Origin of the sequence: Embleya sp. NPDC050154, from assembly GCF_044460165.1 — a bacterium.
In the GTDB taxonomy this organism is placed as follows: Bacteria; Actinomycetota; Actinomycetes; order Streptomycetales; family Streptomycetaceae; genus Embleya.
In genome coordinates this window covers 86,708-103,034 of sequence record NZ_JBITJP010000034.1, presented here as the reverse complement: position 1 = coordinate 103,034, position 16,327 = coordinate 86,708, and the positions used below count along the sequence as shown (strand labels likewise).

At 71.5% G+C, this 16,327-nt stretch carries 15 protein-coding genes; all 15 read right to left on the bottom strand.

What is annotated here, in order from left to right:
• Positions 1–48: 48 nt before the first annotated feature.
• The 15 genes from ACIBSV_RS44595 to dnaK all read right to left on the bottom strand — a co-directional run bounded on the left by ACIBSV_RS44595 (position 49) and on the right by dnaK (position 16,242).
• Positions 49–702, bottom strand: a complete 654-nt coding sequence (locus ACIBSV_RS44595) for a phage baseplate assembly protein V (RefSeq protein ID WP_395873229.1) — start codon at positions 700–702, stop codon at positions 49–51.
• Positions 703–799: 97 nt separating this feature from the next.
• Complete coding sequence (locus tag ACIBSV_RS44590; protein WP_395873228.1) at positions 800–2,020, bottom strand: phage late control D family protein; 1,221 nt, start codon at positions 2,018–2,020, stop codon at positions 800–802.
• Positions 2,017–2,715 carry a peptigoglycan-binding protein LysM gene (locus ACIBSV_RS44585; protein ID WP_395873227.1) on the bottom strand — a complete coding sequence of 233 codons (699 nt, stop codon included), beginning with the start codon at positions 2,713–2,715 and terminating at the stop codon, positions 2,017–2,019. Before ACIBSV_RS44585 ends, ACIBSV_RS44590 begins: the two co-directional genes overlap by 4 nt.
• Positions 2,712–3,479, bottom strand: coding sequence for a hypothetical protein (locus ACIBSV_RS44580; protein ID WP_395873226.1), 768 nt, complete (start codon positions 3,477–3,479; stop codon positions 2,712–2,714). The genes ACIBSV_RS44585 and ACIBSV_RS44580 overlap by 4 nt, the downstream gene beginning before the upstream one ends.
• A 108-nt stretch (positions 3,480–3,587) precedes the next feature.
• A complete protein-coding gene (locus ACIBSV_RS44575) occupies positions 3,588–3,713 on the bottom strand; it encodes a DUF6760 family protein (protein WP_395873225.1) in 126 nt (41 codons plus the stop codon).
• Positions 3,714–3,730: 17 nt separating this feature from the next.
• Positions 3,731–4,123: a hypothetical protein gene (locus tag ACIBSV_RS44570; RefSeq protein ID WP_395873224.1), complete on the bottom strand. Its 393-nt coding sequence runs from the start codon at positions 4,121–4,123 to the stop codon at positions 3,731–3,733.
• 2 nt (positions 4,124–4,125) lie between these two features.
• A complete protein-coding gene (locus ACIBSV_RS44565) occupies positions 4,126–4,563 on the bottom strand; it encodes a phage tail protein (protein ID WP_395873223.1) in 438 nt (145 codons plus the stop codon).
• Positions 4,564–4,654: 91 nt separating this feature from the next.
• Positions 4,655–6,622 (bottom strand): phage tail sheath family protein, encoded by a 1,968-nt coding sequence (locus tag ACIBSV_RS44560; protein WP_395873222.1) that lies wholly within the window; start codon positions 6,620–6,622, stop codon positions 4,655–4,657.
• Positions 6,623–6,635: 13 nt separating this feature from the next.
• Positions 6,636–7,556, bottom strand: coding sequence for a Pvc16 family protein (locus tag ACIBSV_RS44555; protein ID WP_395873221.1), 921 nt, complete (start codon positions 7,554–7,556; stop codon positions 6,636–6,638).
• The gene (locus ACIBSV_RS44550; protein WP_395873220.1) at positions 7,553–9,976 is read right to left on the bottom strand and encodes a DUF4157 domain-containing protein; all 2,424 of its coding nucleotides are present in this window, start codon (positions 9,974–9,976) and stop codon (positions 7,553–7,555) included. The genes ACIBSV_RS44555 and ACIBSV_RS44550 overlap by 4 nt, the downstream gene beginning before the upstream one ends.
• Positions 9,976–12,018 carry an AAA family ATPase gene (locus tag ACIBSV_RS44545; RefSeq protein WP_395873219.1) on the bottom strand — a complete coding sequence of 681 codons (2,043 nt, stop codon included), beginning with the start codon at positions 12,016–12,018 and terminating at the stop codon, positions 9,976–9,978. The genes ACIBSV_RS44550 and ACIBSV_RS44545 overlap by 1 nt, the downstream gene beginning before the upstream one ends.
• 201 nt (positions 12,019–12,219) lie before the next feature.
• Positions 12,220–13,005, bottom strand: a complete 786-nt coding sequence (locus tag ACIBSV_RS44540) for a LuxR C-terminal-related transcriptional regulator (protein WP_395873218.1) — start codon at positions 13,003–13,005, stop codon at positions 12,220–12,222.
• A gap of 427 nt (positions 13,006–13,432) precedes the next feature.
• A complete protein-coding gene (locus ACIBSV_RS44535; RefSeq protein ID WP_395873217.1) occupies positions 13,433–13,699 on the bottom strand; it encodes a DUF1876 domain-containing protein in 267 nt (88 codons plus the stop codon).
• Between the two features lie 120 nt (positions 13,700–13,819).
• Complete coding sequence (grpE, locus tag ACIBSV_RS44530; RefSeq protein WP_395873216.1) at positions 13,820–14,380, bottom strand: nucleotide exchange factor GrpE; 561 nt, start codon at positions 14,378–14,380, stop codon at positions 13,820–13,822.
• Positions 14,377–16,242 (bottom strand): molecular chaperone DnaK, encoded by a 1,866-nt coding sequence (gene dnaK, locus ACIBSV_RS44525; protein WP_395873215.1) that lies wholly within the window; start codon positions 16,240–16,242, stop codon positions 14,377–14,379. The genes grpE and dnaK overlap by 4 nt, the downstream gene beginning before the upstream one ends.
• Positions 16,243–16,327 lie beyond the last annotated feature (85 nt).

Below are 16,327 nucleotides of genomic sequence, written 5' to 3'. Positions count from 1 at the left end.
TGCCTCCTCGAAGGTGATCGGTGGGTGTGAACGCTGGTCCGCGAACGGTCAGTTGATCTTCACCAGGGCGCCCTGGATGCTGCAGGTGGCGGCGGCCCGGATATCCGCGCGGGTGGCCTTCGCCGCCAGGCCGTTGCCGGCCTCGACGCTCACGTCGAGCCCGCTCACCTCGACCGATCGGGTGCCGGTGACGGTCACCGCGCCGGAGGTGGTCAGCGAGATCTTCGCCGAGCCGCCGGCCACGGCCAGGGTGATCCCGTCGACGGACATCTCGATCGAGTGGCCCAGGGCGTGCGTGAGCGTGACCGTCTGGACCAGGTCGTCGATGGCCACCTCGTGGCCCACCGGCGTGCGGATGACCCGCTTGGTCACCGAGTCGGTGGGCAGGTCCACCGGGGGCCGCGAGGTCATCGTCCACAGTCCGCCGAGCACGTAGGGCTCGCGCACGTCGCCGTTGCGGAAGGCGACGAGCACCTCGTCGCCGGGCTGCGGCATGAACCACACCCCGGAGCCGTCGCCGGCGACCGGCGCGCACACGCGTGCCCACGGCTCCACGCCCGGAAGCCACGCGTACCGCACCTGTACCCGCCCGGCACCGGTCAGGTCCAGGTTGTCCACCACCGTGGCCGGCGCCACGCCGGTCACCCGCGGGCTGTCGGACGCGTGGATGTCGTCGAGGGCGTCGAAGAGCGGTTCGAACATGCCGATCCTCCGAGGGGTCCGGTCGTTACGTCGGGAACGGGTGGAAGCGAAGGCGCGGCCGGTCACCGGACACGTCACGGAAACGGCTTCACAACCGCTACGAGTTGGGCGCCGGCAACGACAACAGGCCGCCCTGGACCCGGACCGCGCCCTGGGACGCGGGCGGGATGCCGCCGAACCAGATCTCCTTGCGCAGTTCGAACGAGGTGCGATAGCCGCCGCCGTCGAGCGTGTGCTGCGCCGACACCACCCGCCACAGGCCGCCGAACGTCTCGCCCACGCCCTCGATCCGCAACACCCGTCCGGCGCTGATCCGGGGGTCGCCCACGCACGAACCGCTCGCGGTGGTACGCCGGTTCAGCCTGGGCAGCAGTTTGGCGACGATCAGGCGCGGAGCGGTGGCGATGGTCACCGGTTCGTCCACCAGCAGCACCTGGCGGCCCGACGGCAGTCCGAACCCCGGGGCCACCTCGATGGACAGTGCCTGGCGGTCCCAGTCGTAGCCGACCGAGACGGTCAACTCCAGGCGCACCTCGGGCCGCCACACCCGCACCGACACGCTCTCCACCTGGCCGACGGTGCTGATCCGGGGCGTGAACTCCATCAGCGAGCGCCCGTACCGCAAGGTCACGTCGGGCGAGAGGTAGGCGGCGGGCGACATCAACCGGAGCACGAAGCCGGACGGCTCGCTGTCGTGCTCGACGATCAGCTCCCACGCGTTCTCCACCGCGATCTTCTTCAGGAAGTCGAGTGTGGTCTCGGACTGTTGGCGGCGCACCACCCGCTGACGCATGCTCGGGTCCTCCAGCGAGGCCACCACGTCCACCGCGCCCAGGGCAGCCGACAGGAAAGCGCCCAGCGGGTCGAGCAGCGGGATCATGCCGTGTTCGAGCGCCAACAGCGGCGCGACCACCGCGTCCGGCAGCGGCAGCACGCCGAGTCTGGGCACCGGGACGCCGAACCAGCGCGCGGGCGACGCGGCGGCCAGACGGGTGCGCCGGTCCTGGGCGACCACCCGCAACATCGGCATCCCGTCGGAGGGGAAGCTCGCCTCGGTGCCGACCACTTCGCCGGTGAACAATCGGCGCGGCTCGTCCGGGGCGTAGCCCAGCGCGATGCTCACCTCGGTGTCCAACCGGAACAGCGGGTCGTCGAGCCAGCGCAGGCCCTCGTTGGCGAGCGAGACCTCCAGCCGGTCGGCGTCGCCCATGCCGGTCTGGCAGGTCACGCCGGTGACCGAGCCGCGCAGCGCCGCCGGCGCCGGCCGGCCGGCGAAGCGCAGCCGCATCTCCGGGGCGTACTGCGGGAACACGCTCACGCGGGCACCTCCCGGGGCGGTGCGTCGAAGACCTCGTTCGTGCCCGGGTCCCGGTAGGGCAGCCGGGGCACGTGCAGCGTCGCGCCCACGGGCAGCGCGCGCGGGTCGTCCAGCCCGTTGTGCAGCGCGATCGGCCGCCACGCGGACGCCGAGCCGTACTCGCGCCACGCGATCAGTTGCAGCGTCTCGCCGGCGACCACGGTGTGCGCCTTGGTGTAGTCCGAGGTCTGCCGCTTGACCTCCTTGGCCTCCATGTCCACGTTGCGGAACTCGCTGAAGGTGACGGTCAGTCGGGCCCGCACCGGGGTTCCGTCCGGCTTGAACATCACGAACTTCTGCGCGACCCGGGTCAACACGCACGTGAAGGTCAGGCTCGCCCACGCGAACACCAGCGGCGGCGGTGCGTGCAGCGTGGGGTCGATGTCCATCAGGTCCACCACCCGGCGGACCAGGATCCGCACGTCGCTGCCCGCGCCCGCCTGGTCGTTGGCCTCCAGCGAGTCGAGGAACAGCTCCATCTCCAGCGTCTGCGCGTTGCCGTGCACGAACTGCACGACCGGCGCGGACAGCCCGGGGACCGGGAGTTGGGCGTAGGTGGTCTCCCGGTTGACCGTGTAGTCCTCCGGGTTGAACAACACCCGGGTGCGCGCGCCGGTGACGGTGTTGGTGATCGTCGCGCGTTCCATCACCGTCATCGGCTCCACCCCCGGCGTTCCTGCCGGGCGCGCACCCGACGGTCGATCTCCCGGACCACCCCGTCGACCAGCAGGGGCAGGTCGGCCGAGGTGAGCGCGGGCGCCGCCTGCGGACGGCCGTACCCCGTCTCGGCCCGGCCGCGCGCCGACGTGTGGGCCGGCGCGGTGTACGACTCGGCCGAAGTCGAGGCGGGCGTGGGACGGGTGGGCACGACCAACGTCAGGGCGCTCCCGGGCCGGCCGCCGGAACGGCCCGGCGGGGCCGGCCACCCGCCGCTACCGAGCACCGCGCCGGGCCGCGCCGGCTCCTCGACGCGCCGACCACGGCCCGCGCCGCGCTCGTACAACTCTCGTGTCACCCACGCGCGTTCACCCACCGCACGGCCGGCACCCGCGAACACGGTGCGCAGCACCGGTGCGGGCAGTCGGCCCGGCCCGGCGGAGGACGGCGAGTACGGCCCGGGGGTCTCGGTACGGGCGAGCGCGACCATGGGCGGCGCGGTGACCCGGACGTCCAGCCGCACGTGCGCGCAGCGTCGGATGTCCGGGACGGGGACCGGCGCCTGGCGCGGGGGACGGGTGCCGGCCGGGCGCGGCAACGTGTGCAGGACCAGGCCGATTCCGGGCACCCGGGTCTCCACTCGGCCCGCGCCGGCGGGGCCGGTGATCCCCCCGACCCGGGCCCGAACCCCGGCGAGCATCGACGCCGAGGCCGATCGCACCGGCCATCCGGCCGCCGACGCGCGCGCTCCCGTGACGGTCACGGTCTTCTCCCTTCGCGATGCTCGATGCCGGGTGCCACGTCGTGCACGTGGCCCGGTGTCGTGTCCTGCTCGATGCCGGATGCGGAGCGGTGGATGCGTGGCCCGCCGTCACGGCGTGCCGGCCGCCTCGTTGAGCCGCTGGTTGATGGCCGAGACCCGCTCCACCCAGCGCCGCCGCTCGGCGTGGTCCAGGTCCATCAACTCGGCGTGCGACCAGTGCAGGTGGTAGGCCACGAAGGCGATCTCCTCCCTCAGCCGATCGACCGGATATCCACGGATCCCCCCAGGCGCTCGTGGCCCGTACGGACCTCCTCGCCGCAGTTCGGGCAGGACCCCTCCGTCGAACCGGTGGGCTCGTCCACGGTGTTGATCCGGTTGTAGAGCTCCTGGAGATGCGCCAGATCGGCGGCGAACAGCGTTTCGATGGTGCGCGGGGTCACCGTCTCGACGCCGCCCACGCGGGTGACCACCCGGCTGAGCAGGATCACCGAGAGGTAGGCCGGGTTGCGCTGCACCCTGGGGTCGGCCAGCGGCAGGATCTCGTCGGCGGCGGTGGCCAGCCGCATCGTGCCCTCGCGATGCAGCGCGCCGTCCTCGCCGAGCAGCCCGAGGGGCAGCGTGAAGTCGTGTTCGATCCGAAGCATGCTCACTGCACCCGCACCAATCCCTCGTGGACGAGTTCGAGCGTCTCGATCGCGATGTCGTCGGCCTCGGCGGTGAGCGCCGGCGCGGTGTACTTGGTCGGCCAGGCCCGGACGAAGTTCCACCGCGAGGTGACCACGCCGCGTCGATCCAGCAGCAGCACCGCGCCGTTGCGGCGCAGGATGTCTCCCTCGACGATCTGCTGATGCCACTCGTACAACTCGGTGTCGATGGTCATGCCCCACTTGAGCACGATGTTGGCGTATTTGGCCTGCCCGGGGAACTTGTACGGGGTGATGTTCCATCCGCCCTCGCGGTGCTCCACCACGTCCACCGTCGCGTCGAGGCCGCTCACCTCGTGGAACCCGACCCGGATGATGCCGTCGAGTTCGACCTTGAAGTTGAAGTTGACAAAGGGATCCTGGATATCGCCTGTGCTCACGGCGTCCTCCGCTGCCTGTCCGTTGCCGATCGTGGGTGCTCGCGGGCGGCGCCCGCGGGTCCGGGTACGCGCCGCCGCGCGGGGTCGGCGGCTACTGCTCGCTCACCTGCGCGCCGCCGTCCCAGATGCCGATCCGGACCACGATGAACTCCGCCGGATAGACCGGCTGTACGCCGATCTCGATGTGGAGCAATCCGAGTTTGCGGGTGCTCGGCGGGTTCAACGCCTCGTCGATGCGGACGAAGAAGGCGTCCTTGGCCTTGGCGCCGAAGAGCGCTCCGTCCCGCCAGACCCGGGTGAGGAATTCGGTGAGGGTGTGCTTGAGCTTGCCCCACAGTTCCAGGTCGTTCGGCTCGAACACGGCGCCGCGCAGACCTTGTTGGATCGACTCCTCGAGGAAGAGGAACAGCCGCCGCACGTTGATGTATTGCCAGTTGCGGTTGTTCGTGGTGGTCCGCGCGCCCCACACCACCGGTGATCCGCGCCCGGGCAGGATCCGCAGCGCGTTGACGCCGTCCGGATTGAGCAGGCCCTGATCGGAGTCCAGGAGCCTGCGTTCGAGACCGAGCGCACCCGCGATGCCGACGTTGGCCGGCGCCTTGTGTACCCCGCGGGTCGCGTCGGTGTGCGCGTAGATCCCGGCGATGTGGCCGGACGGGGGTTGGAGGACCACCATCTGCTTGGCCGGGTCGCGAAGTTGGATCCACGGGTAGTAGAGGGCCGCGAAGCCCTTGTCCTGGTTGCCGCACACGCTCGCGCGCTGCGTCATGACGGTCGGCACGTCGGCGCCGGGCACGCTGTCCAGGATGGCGAACCGGTCGTAGAGCTTCTCGCAGTGGTCGACGATCGCCTGTTGCGCACCGAAGTCGGTGCAACCCGGGGCAAGCACGAGACTGATCTCGTCGATCGGTTCGAGCAGTTTCAGGTGCTCGACCATGCCTTCCCGCACGGCTTTGACCGCCTCGGGCGGATCATCGGCCACCGCGCCCGTCAACGGGAACGTCCCGGCAGCGGGGCGCGGATCACCCACCGGAATCGGGGTGGTCGGCTCGAGCACGATCCTCAGATAGGTACTCGACACCGACGGGCCACCCCACCAGCGCGGATGCGACGGCATCGTGGACAGGTTCGGGTACGTGACCGCCTGGCCGCCTCGATCGGTGACGGTCAGGTCGAACTCGGCCGTCGACACGCGGGTGGGCGTGGCGAGCTTGTACGCGTTGGTGAGCGGCCTGCGCAGGGTGAGCGCGTCGTTGGTGACCGACGCGACGATCCCCCACTCGGTGGTCGCGCCGTCCTTGATCCGTACCGACGACCCGATCGGGACCAGCGGTCGCAGCGCGATCCCCGGCGGGACCTTCAGCCGCAACACCGTGTCGCCGGGCGTGAGATCGTCCGAGGTCACCTTGCCGCCGACGAAGTCGGTCGTGCCGGACAGGCCCTGGTCGAGGACGATCGTGTCCGGCTCCTGCACCGACTTCACCCGCACCGTTCGGGTTTCCGTGCCCTTGGTGACGACCACCCGCTCACCGGCCGCCAAGTCGCCGACCGCGTTCACGGTGAGCACGCGCCGGGTGGCGTCGACGGCGGTGATGTCCGCCTTGCCCTGCACCACCGGCAGATCGCTTCCTTGGCCGGCCGCGGTCAACGCCTTGGCCAGCGCGCTCGAATCCACGATCCGGACCGAACCGCCCTCGCCGTCGGGGCCGTCGAGCAGGGCCTCCACCCGGCCCAAGACCGGCGCGCCCGACGCGCGTCCCAGCAGGTCCTTGGCGGCGGGCTTGGCGGTACCCACCCGCACGACGAAGCACTGGGCGCCGCCGTTGCGGAAGAACCCGTCCACCGCGAGCGGGAGGTGGTAGGGCACGTCGCCGCCGTCCACCGGCGGCCCGAACAGCGCGGTGAACGCGTCCGCGCTGGTCACCAGGATGGGTTCGGCGATCGGCCCGTGCGCGCTGATACCGATGAACGCCGCGACGCTGGTCGACACACCCTGGATGGGTGCGGCGGGCTCGGTCTCTTCGATGTAGACGCCGGGATACGAGACCTGCACGGCCATGGCGGGTGTCCTCTCAGGTGAAGCGGAGTTCGATCAGCGCGTCGGGGGATCCGGGGACCCGGACCGTCTGCGGGGCCGGCGGCGGCAATCCGGCGGCGGTGACCCGCGCCCGGTACTCCCCCGGCGGGATGCCGACGAGCACGAACCGCCCGTCGTCGTCGCTGCGGACCCGGGCCACCACGCGCCCCGCCGGGTGGTACAGCACGATGTCCGCGTCCGGCACCGGCACCGGCGGCGCCGCCGGCCCCGCGGTGGCGTCGAACACGAGGCCGCCCACGTCGGCGAGTTGTTCTGCGGAGCCGTCGCCGGCTCGGGGTGGTACGCCGTCGTAGGAGGTCAGCACCGTGTGCACGACGCCGTCGATCCGTCGGTCCGGTTCCGGAACCGGCATGGTGACGATCAGGTAGACGGCGGGCCGCCAGGACGTGGCCCGTCCGACGGTTCCCCAGAACTCGGCGAGCTTGCCGAACCCCTCCGGCGGCACCACCTCCACCGGCAGCTCCGCCTCGCGCAACGTGGCGGGGACCTTGGCCAGTTGCTCGGGTGTCAGAATCGCCGAGGCGACCATCGGGTCGGCGTCCAGGAACACGGCCAGGACCGCGCCGAGCACGGTGTGCTCCTGCTCGGTGGCGGGCATCTGGGCGCTGTCCTTGGCCGCGTTCCACGCGGTGATCAGGTAGTGGCAGCGGATCCGCGCGGGTTCGCGGCGCTCCACGGTCACCGAACCGGTGGTGATCCGTCGCCGGATGTTCTGCCGCAGCGTCCGGTCCTCGCGCAGGTCCACCAGTGCGCAGTTGACCCAGACGCCGGTGCTCGCACCGACCCGCTGCCGCCAGTCGTCGTCCGGCGGCTGGAACCCGATCCGCGCACTCGTCAGCCCGGGCAGGCCCGCGACCAGGGTCTCCCGGATGATCAGGTCGAGGATGTCGATCATGGCTTGTCGCCCTGCCGGCGCGGGGTGGGAGTGAAGGTGATACCGCCCGCCGGCCCGCCCTGCCACTGATAGTTGATCCGAGCTCCGGTGCGGTCCGCAGCCGCCTGCATCGTGCTTCGACAGGGGCCGCACGGATCGTACTGGCCGCTGATGTACATCGTTTGCCCGGCCTTGAGCGGGATGTTCCGCACGGCCTTGGCCTCGGTGTGGACCTCTTGGTTGGCCTTGATCAGGCCCACCTCTCGGCGCCGCTCCTTGGTGGAGCCGCCGCTGTGCACCGGCTTGTGGCTGACGACGTGGCCGTCCTTGTCCACGACCTTGGCGATCGCGTCGTGCGGAGGGCGGAACCCGCTCGCCTCGAGGCGCTTCAGCTCGGCCTGTTGAGCCTGCGCGCGCCGTTGTTCCAAGACCTTGCCCGCCACCGGATCGCCCTTCTCCAAGGCGCGGAGCACACGGTCCGACTGTCCCCGGTACAGGGCTTCCAGTCGGTCCAACGCGGACCCGTCCTTGTCGCGACGGAGTTCCTCGTGCAACTCCTTGGCCCGAGCCCGAGTCTCCTTGAGCTGCTGCCGGTGGGCCTGTTCGGTCGCCTTGCTGGAAGCGGCCCCGCGCGGAGCCTTCTCCGCCTGAGCTTTGTCGATCGGAGCCTTCTCGGCCTGAACCTTCCCGGCCGAAGACTTCGGCGTCGAAGCCTTCCCGGTGGAGGGCTTGGTTGTCGAAGCCTTCTTCGCCGGCCTCGCCCGCACCGATGTGGCCTTCACCGGGCCTGCGGCCCCCGCACCGGCGGTCTCCGGCGTACCGGCCGCAGGTACCGCCGCAGCACTCGTCGTCTCGCGCGGGGTTCGCTTGGCTACCGCCTTCCTACCGGGGGCGGGCTTGGCAGCGGGCTTCGCGGCACCGGCCTTCGGCGCGCCGGCGGGCACGGCGGGTGTCGCGGGCGCGGCGACGTGCGCGACCGAGACCGGCGCCGGCGTCGCCAACGGAGCGTGCACGGCCTGTGGCGGCGTGGCCGCATGCGGGTCGCCGTGCGAGGCGGGCTGCTTCCCGGTCGTCGGGCCCGCCTTGGCCGCGCCCGATGCGGCGCCCGCCGCCGGTGGCGCGCCGCCCGCCTTCGCGCGTCGGCTCGCGGCGGCCTGGAGCAGGATCTGGTGCAGCAGCGCCAGCAGCGCCTTCGCCAAGTCCTTGGCGCCCCGCTCGAGCGCCGCGTCCCGATCCGCGCCGGCCGGCCGCCGCCAGTCCGTCACCAGCCGCTTCACCACCGGCGCGAGCGTCAATCCGGCCAGCGCGGCGTCGATCAGCAACATCGCGATCTTCTTGTTGGCGCTGCCCGCGCGCATCCCGGCCACGGTGAGCACCGCGGCCACCACCTGGGTCCAGAAGTGCACGTCGGACGGCCAGCCGTCCGGATCGGCGTTGACCGCGTCGAGGATCGACCTGACGGCGCCGATGACGTTCACCGCGGCGAGTGCGACCGCGACTTCCTCGACGTCGATCGCCGTGAGCACGGTCTTCGCGGTGAGTTGACCGATGATCTGGCCCAACTCGCGGTCCGTGAACAGGTCGTCGTTCCTCGGCGCCCTGGTTCCCATGTTCTCGTCGTACTTCGCCTCCAGCCAGTCGCCGGCCGCGGTGACCCGGGACGAGACGGCGGGCGAACCGGTGACCGGGTCGACCAGACCGGCGGCCTTCGCCTCGTCCCGCACCGCCCGCAGCACTGCGCCACCGGTCAGCAGATCGGAGGCGACCTGGAGTCGTGCCTTGCCCTCGGCCCCCAGGCCCAGGGCCGAGGCCAGGTTGTCGACGCCGCGCTGCTCCAGGTCCTGCACGCTGTAGCGGAAGCCGACCACCGTGTCGACGATGGCTGCGCCCTCCAGGACGATGCCCTCCGCCACGCCCAGGTTCCTCAGGTCGGCCGCGCGGTTCTCCGCCTTGAGCGCGGCGACCTCCGGATCCTCCTCGCCCTTCGGCGCGCGGGACACGCCGGGTGCGGTGCCGCCCGCGACGGGGGCGGACAACCCGGCGGCGGCCCGGGCGCCCGCACGGTGCGCGGCGCCCTCGGCGGCGGTTCCGGACGGGTGCACACCGCCGGGTCCCGGTGCCACACCGCCGCGCCGTTGCTGCACCACGTGCGCGAGTTCGTGCCCGATCAGCGCGCGACCCGCGTCCGAGTGCGGGTCGTAGCGCCCCGGGCCGAACACGACATGCCGACCGACCGCGTACGCCTTCGCGTCGAGCCGATCGGCGGATGCCGCGGCGTCGGCGTCGGTGTGCACGACCACATCGCCCAGCGACGCCCCGAACGAACGCTCCATCGGACCGCGCACCGACGCGTCCAGCGGCCGCGCGCGCTCGGCGCGGGACTCCAACTCGGCGGGCAGGTGCGATCCGCCGTCGCCACCGGCCTTCGGACTCGACGCCATCACACCACCCCGACCGGGACCGCGGCCTGCGGGGAGGGTCCGATCTTGTCGTACTCGCGCGCCATCGCCCGCAACACCGACGCCCGGTCCACGACCCGGCCCTCGGCCGCCGCCAAGTGGGCCGCCGCGACCGCGACGTTGTGGATGTGGCCCCCGGACAGCGGGTAGTCGTCGGCGAGTTCACCCAGGTCGAGGTCGACGTGGCGGGGCAGTGCCGGCGGCCACACGCGCTGCCAGATCCGCCTGCGTTCGGGGGCCTCCGGGAACGGGAAGTGTACGCAGTAGGTCAGTCGCCGGATGAACCCGTCGTCCATGTGGTGCAGCAGGTTCGTGGCCAGTACCGCGAGCCCGTCGTGGTCCTCCAACCGCTGCAGCAGGTAGGCGACTTCGAGGTTCGCATAACGATCCCGCGCGTCGTGCACCTCGCTGCGTTTGCCGAACAACGCGTCGCACTCGTCGAACAGGAGTACCGCGTCGGTGCGCGCGGCGGCGGTGAACACCGCGTCCAGGTTCTGTTCGGTCTCGCCGATGTACTTCGACACCACCGACGCGAGGTCCACCCGATAGAGCGGCAGTCCGAGCCGGCCCGCGACCAGTCGCGCGGCGAGCGTCTTGCCGGTGCCGCTGGGTCCGGCGAACAGCACCGACACACCTCGTCCCTGGCCCGGTCGCCCGGCGAACCCGTGCCCGTCGAGCACCGTGCGATGGGCGCTCAGATGCGCGCAGACGTCGTCCAGCCGCTCGCCGACGCCGTCCGGGACGATCAGCGCGGACCAGTCGTCCGAGGTGGTCAACCGGGACGCGAGTCGGCCCAGTTCGCCGCCGGTGACCTGGGCCGCGACGTCGGCCACCTCGGCCGGCGTGGTGTGCGGTTCGACACCGGCCTCGGCCCGACCGCGGGCCCGGGCGGCGACCGCGTCCAGGGTGTGCCGCAGTTCGGCGCCGGCCAGGTGGGTCCAGCCGGCGAGCGGGTCGGGCCCGGTGCCGCCCGTGACGCGCACCCCCCGCTCGGCCAGCGCGGTGGTGAGCCCGCCGGAACCACCCACTGCCGGCATCCGCCGCACGGGCAGCGACACCACACGCCCGGCGGACGGTTCGGGTCCGGTGGGCGCGAGCGAGTCGGGACCGCCGATCACGATCGTGTGGGTGAACCGCTCCCACACCGGCGCGGGTGGCGTCACGGCGTGGGCGTCCACCACGAGCACGGCCTCGCGCAGCAGCGCCTCGGCGGCCAGCCCGCGCACGACGGCGGGCTCGGCCAACGCCTCGGGCCGCGCGGTCAGCACCCGGCGCCCGGCCCGTGCCGCGCTCCACCACGCCAGATCCAGGCAGTTCGCCGGCTCGGCACCGTGCAGGTGGGTCAGCGTCGGATCCTCGCCGGTCAGCCGGGCGACCAGCACCTCGGCCGCCTCGGGGTCGACCACACCGACCGGCGCGTACCCGTCCAGGGTGGCGAACGGCGCCAGTTCGTCGGCGATTGGGGTCACCGCGAACAGCCGGCGCAGCAACACCACCGAGGGCCGCACCGCGCTCGCGAAGGAGGGCCCGGACCCGGCTCCGACCGGCTCGACCAGCCCGCGGCGCACCAGCGGTCCGGCCGAGGACAGCCGGACCGCCACCGCCGTGCGATCCGCACCGGTCGCGCAACACAGCCGGGCGAGCAGGTCGAGGGTCGGGTACGGCTGTCCGGGGTCGCGCTGCAACCAGCCGATCGCCCGACCGAACGCGGGATCGAGATCGGGCGCGAACGCCAGTGCGAGGACGGTCAGTTCGAACGCGTCGAAGCCGGCACGGGTCAACGGCAGTGTCACGTGCGCGGGCAGCGGCGGGGTGGTGATCGGCTCGGGCGCGGGGCGCGGATTGCCCGACAGCGCGCGGTGCACCTCGTCGTACGAGGGATAGAGGCGTTCCAGCGAACTCTCCTCGTCCTGCCGGTCGATCGCCGCCACGGCCCGCGCGAGCACGTCCGCGATCCACCGCTCCAGATCGGAGAGGTCGGGAAAGACGGATGCGCTCGAATCGATCGAGGAGGTGGCGGCCATGTCGTGATCCTTGATCACCGGCCGCCGACGCGTCATCCACCCGACAGGACGATCTTTGCGCGTGGCGGGAGTAGATCCCCGATGGACCGCCGATGCGTCCTCCTCCACCCGGGGTGGAGATCGGCATCCACCCGCGGAGCCCACGCCGGACCGCGCCCCGGGGGAGCGGAAACGGGCGTACGCCCACCGAGCGAATCGGCGTCAGGCGCGCGCCGGCCCACCGTTGGTGGGCTGCCCGAGATCCGGCGCACGCCGGGTACGCGGAGCCCGCGTCGGCCCGCCGACGATCGGCCGATCCGATCCCGCGTCCGATCCCGCGTCCGCGGGGCCCGACGGTCGGTCGGCCGGCATCGAGCGCAGCAGCGTCGCCGCGGCCTCGCGATGTGGAACGTCCAACTTCCGCAGCACCGCGTGCACATGGGTCTTGACCGTGGACAGGCCGATGGACAGTTGCCGGGCGATCGCGTGGTTGCTCATCCCCTCGGCCATCAGGAAGAGGATCTCCCGCTCGCGCGCGGTCAGCGTCTCCGACAGTGCGGACCCTCCACGCTGCGCGCCGGCGGCCGGCGACTGTACACGTTGCAGCAGCAGCGCGGCGATCCGCGGACTGCACGACGCCTCGCCGCGCACCGCGCCGACGATCGCGGCTGCGGTTTGCAACACGGAGTACTCCCGGCCGATGAACCCCGCCACGCCGGCCTCGGCCGCGGTGATCACGTCGTCCCGGGACTCGTCCACGCCGAGCGCGATCAACCGGGTCTCCGGCGAGCCGCACCGGATCGCACGGATCGCCGGAATGCTGTCGGGCGTGGCGAGATCGAGCAGCAGGACCGAGGGCCGCAGGCGCAGCGCCCCCGAGACCGCCTCGGCGGCGGACCCACCCGACCCGACCAGGCGCAACGCGGGTTCATCGGCGAGCGCCCGCACGGTGGCCTCGCGATAGATCCGAACCGGGGTGATCACGAGTACCTCGATGGCCGCACTCATCGGCTTCTCTCTGCCCCCCGCCGTCGAAGGCCCGCCGGGCGATCCGCACCACCGTCCCGCGAAACCCTCGCGCGGCGTGCCGAATCGGGCGACTGCGTCACATCGACTGTTGACAACTCACAGTAATCGTCCGGTCGCGCTAAGAGTACCGCCGCTGTCGTTGCCTCGCTACAAACCCGGGTTCACAGCAGCCGAACCGGCGCACCTCTCGACGAAACCGCACCCATTCCGAGCCGCGGCGGCGCCCGCGGACGGCATCTCCCCGACGCGGCACGCGCCGACTCGACCGAACCGCTCGATTCGAATCGCTCGATAGGAACCGCTGGATACGAACCCACTCGATCGAAAGCTCCGGGGACGACCGGACCGACATCGGCGTGGGCGAACCACCGCTCACCCACGCCGATTCGGTACGGCCCGGGCCTCCTCAGACCAGCGTCGTCACCGGCCGCCGCGTCGTGGTCTCGATCTCGCCCGCCGCCTTGTCCAGCAACTGCCGGGTCAGATCCGTCAGCGCCCGCGCCGCGGCGATCTCCTCGCCCACCTGCGGTTGATCGGGATCATCCGGGTAACGACTGGCGTGCGCGTGCGAACGCAACTCCGTTCCGTCTCGCAACCGGAGGAGCGCGGCGGCCTCGGTCCGCTTCCCGTCCTCCTTGAACTCCATCTCGATGTGCCATCCGACGATCTGCATGACTACCCCTTCCGAGCCCCCCGTCCGGTCGGCACCCGCCGAGCCCCTCCGCACCGACCCGATTCGACCTGCCGCGCCTACGTCCGCCACTCCCTTCCGTGAGATCCGCCGCTCCTTCCGTCACCCGTGCTCGCGTCCCGCCCCCGCTACCCCCCGGCTGTCCGCCGTCGGCCCCGACCCGGTCACCGTCACCCTGGCCGGGCGCAACAACCGCTCCCCCACGCGGTAGCCCGGCGTGTGCACCACCGAACAGATCGGCGGATCCGCCCCTCGACAGGGCCGATGGGCCAACGCGTCGTGGACGTGCGGGTCGAACGTGTCCCCAACCGCGCCGAACCCCCGCAACCCCAGCGTCGCGAGCGCGTCCTCGAGTTGACCGACGACTTTGGCGACCCCGGAGGTCAACTCGTCAGCGGCTCGGGCCCGATCGAAGCCGTCGACCACCGGCAGCAACGGGGTCAGCACATTGGCCAGCGCCGCCTCCCGTACCGCGAGCCGATCCCGCCGCACGTGTGCTCGATAGGCGTTGTAGTCGGCCTGAAGGCGCCGCAATTCGTCCACCCGCTCGGTGAGTTGCCCGCGCAGCGCGGCGATCTCGGTCAACAGCGTGGCCAGGATCGGCGACTGCGGCTGCCCGGCGGGCACCGGCAACAGCCCCGGGCCGGGAGAGGTCCGGTTCACGCGGCCCCACCTCCCCGCTTGTCCTCGTCGACGATCTCCGCGTCGACGACATCGTCGTCCTCGACGGTGTCACCGCCGGCTCCGGCTCCGGCCGCATCGTCGGTGCCCGGCTGCGCGTTCGCGTACATCGCGCTGCCCATCCGCTGACTGATCGTGCCGACCTTCTCCGCGGCGTCGCGGATGGCGGCCAGGTCCTCGCCCTTGAGCGCGTCCTTGAGCCCGGTCAGCGACGTCTCGACCTCGCCCCGCACGTCCGCCGGCACCTTGTCGCCGTTGTCCTTGATGAACTTCTCGGTGGTGTACACCAGTTGCTCGGCCTGGTTGCGGGTCTCCGCGGCCTCGCGACGCTGGTGGTCCTCGTCCGCGTGCGCCTCCGCCTCGCGCATCATCCGGTCGATGTCGTCCTTCGGCAGGCCCGAGCCGCCGGTGATGGTCATCGACTGCTCCTTGCCCGTGCCCAGGTCCTTCGCGGACACGTGCACGATGCCGTTCGCGTCGATGTCGAAGGTGACCTCGATCTGCGGCAACCCGCGCGGGGCCGGCGGCAGACCGGTCAGCTCGAACATGCCCAGTCTCTTGTTGTAGGAGGCGATCTCGCGCTCACCCTGGAACACCTGGATCTGCACCGACGGCTGGTTGTCGTCCGCCGTGGTGAAGATCTCCGAACGCTTGGTCGGGATCGTGGTGTTGCGCTCGATCAGCTTGGTCATGATGCCGCCCTTGGTCTCGATACCAAGCGACAGCGGCGTCACGTCCAGCAGCAGGACGTCCTTGACCTCACCCTTGAGCACACCGGCCTGAAGCGCGGCGCCGACGGCGACGACCTCGTCCGGGTTGACGCCCTTGTTCGGCTCCTTGCCGTCGGTCAGCTCGCGCACCAACTCGGTGACGGCCGGCATCCGGGTCGAGCCACCCACCAGGACCACCTGGTCGACCTCGCCCACCGAGATGCCGGCGTCCTCGATCGCCGCGTGGAACGGCCCGCGACAACGCTCCAGGAGATCGACCGTCAACTGCTGGAATTGGGCGCGGGTGAGCTTCTCGTCCAGGTGCAGCGGGCCCTCCGCCGAGGCCGTGATGTACGGCAGGTTGATCGAGGTCTCCGTCGCGCTGGACAGCTCCACCTTGGCCTTCTCCGCGGCCTCGCGCAGCCGCTGGAGGGCCATCTTGTCCTTGGACAGGTCCACCCCGTGGGCGTTCTTGAACCGCTTGACCAGGTGATCCATCACCCGCTGGTCCCAGTCGTCGCCGCCCAGGTGGGTGTCGCCGTGCGTCGCCTTGACCTCCACGACGCCCTCGCCGATCTCCAACAGCGACACGTCGAACGTGCCTCCGCCCAGGTCGAACACCAGGATCATCTGGTCGCGCACTTTGTCCAAGCCGTACGCCAGCGCCGCCGCGGTGGGCTCGTTGACGATGCGCAGCACGTTCAGACCGGCGATCTCCCCGGCCTCCTTGGTCGCCTGGCGCTGCGCGTCGTCGAAGTACGCGGGCACCGTGACGACAGCGTCGGTGACCTTCTCGCCCAGATACGCCTCGGCGTCGCGCTTGAGTTTCTGCAGGACCCGCGCCGAGATCTCCTGCGCCGTGTAGCGCTTGCCGTCGATGTCGCCGACGTCGGGAAAGTGCCACGTGTTGTCGCCCATGTGCCGCTTCACCGAGCGCGCGGTGCGTTCGACGTTGGTCACCGCCTGGCGCTTGGCCACCTCACCGACCAGCACCTCGCCGTTCTTCGCGAACGCCACCACCGACGGCGTCGTCCGCGCTCCTTCCGCGTTCGCGATCACGGTGGGTTCACCGGCCTCCAGAACCGCGACCACCGAATTCGTCGTGCCGAGATCGATACCGACCGGACGTGCCATGAAGACGCTCCTAGAACGTCGAGCGCTCCGGTGGCTCACCCCGCTCCCACGCCCCGGCACCCCGAACGCCGCGACCGCCCCCGAC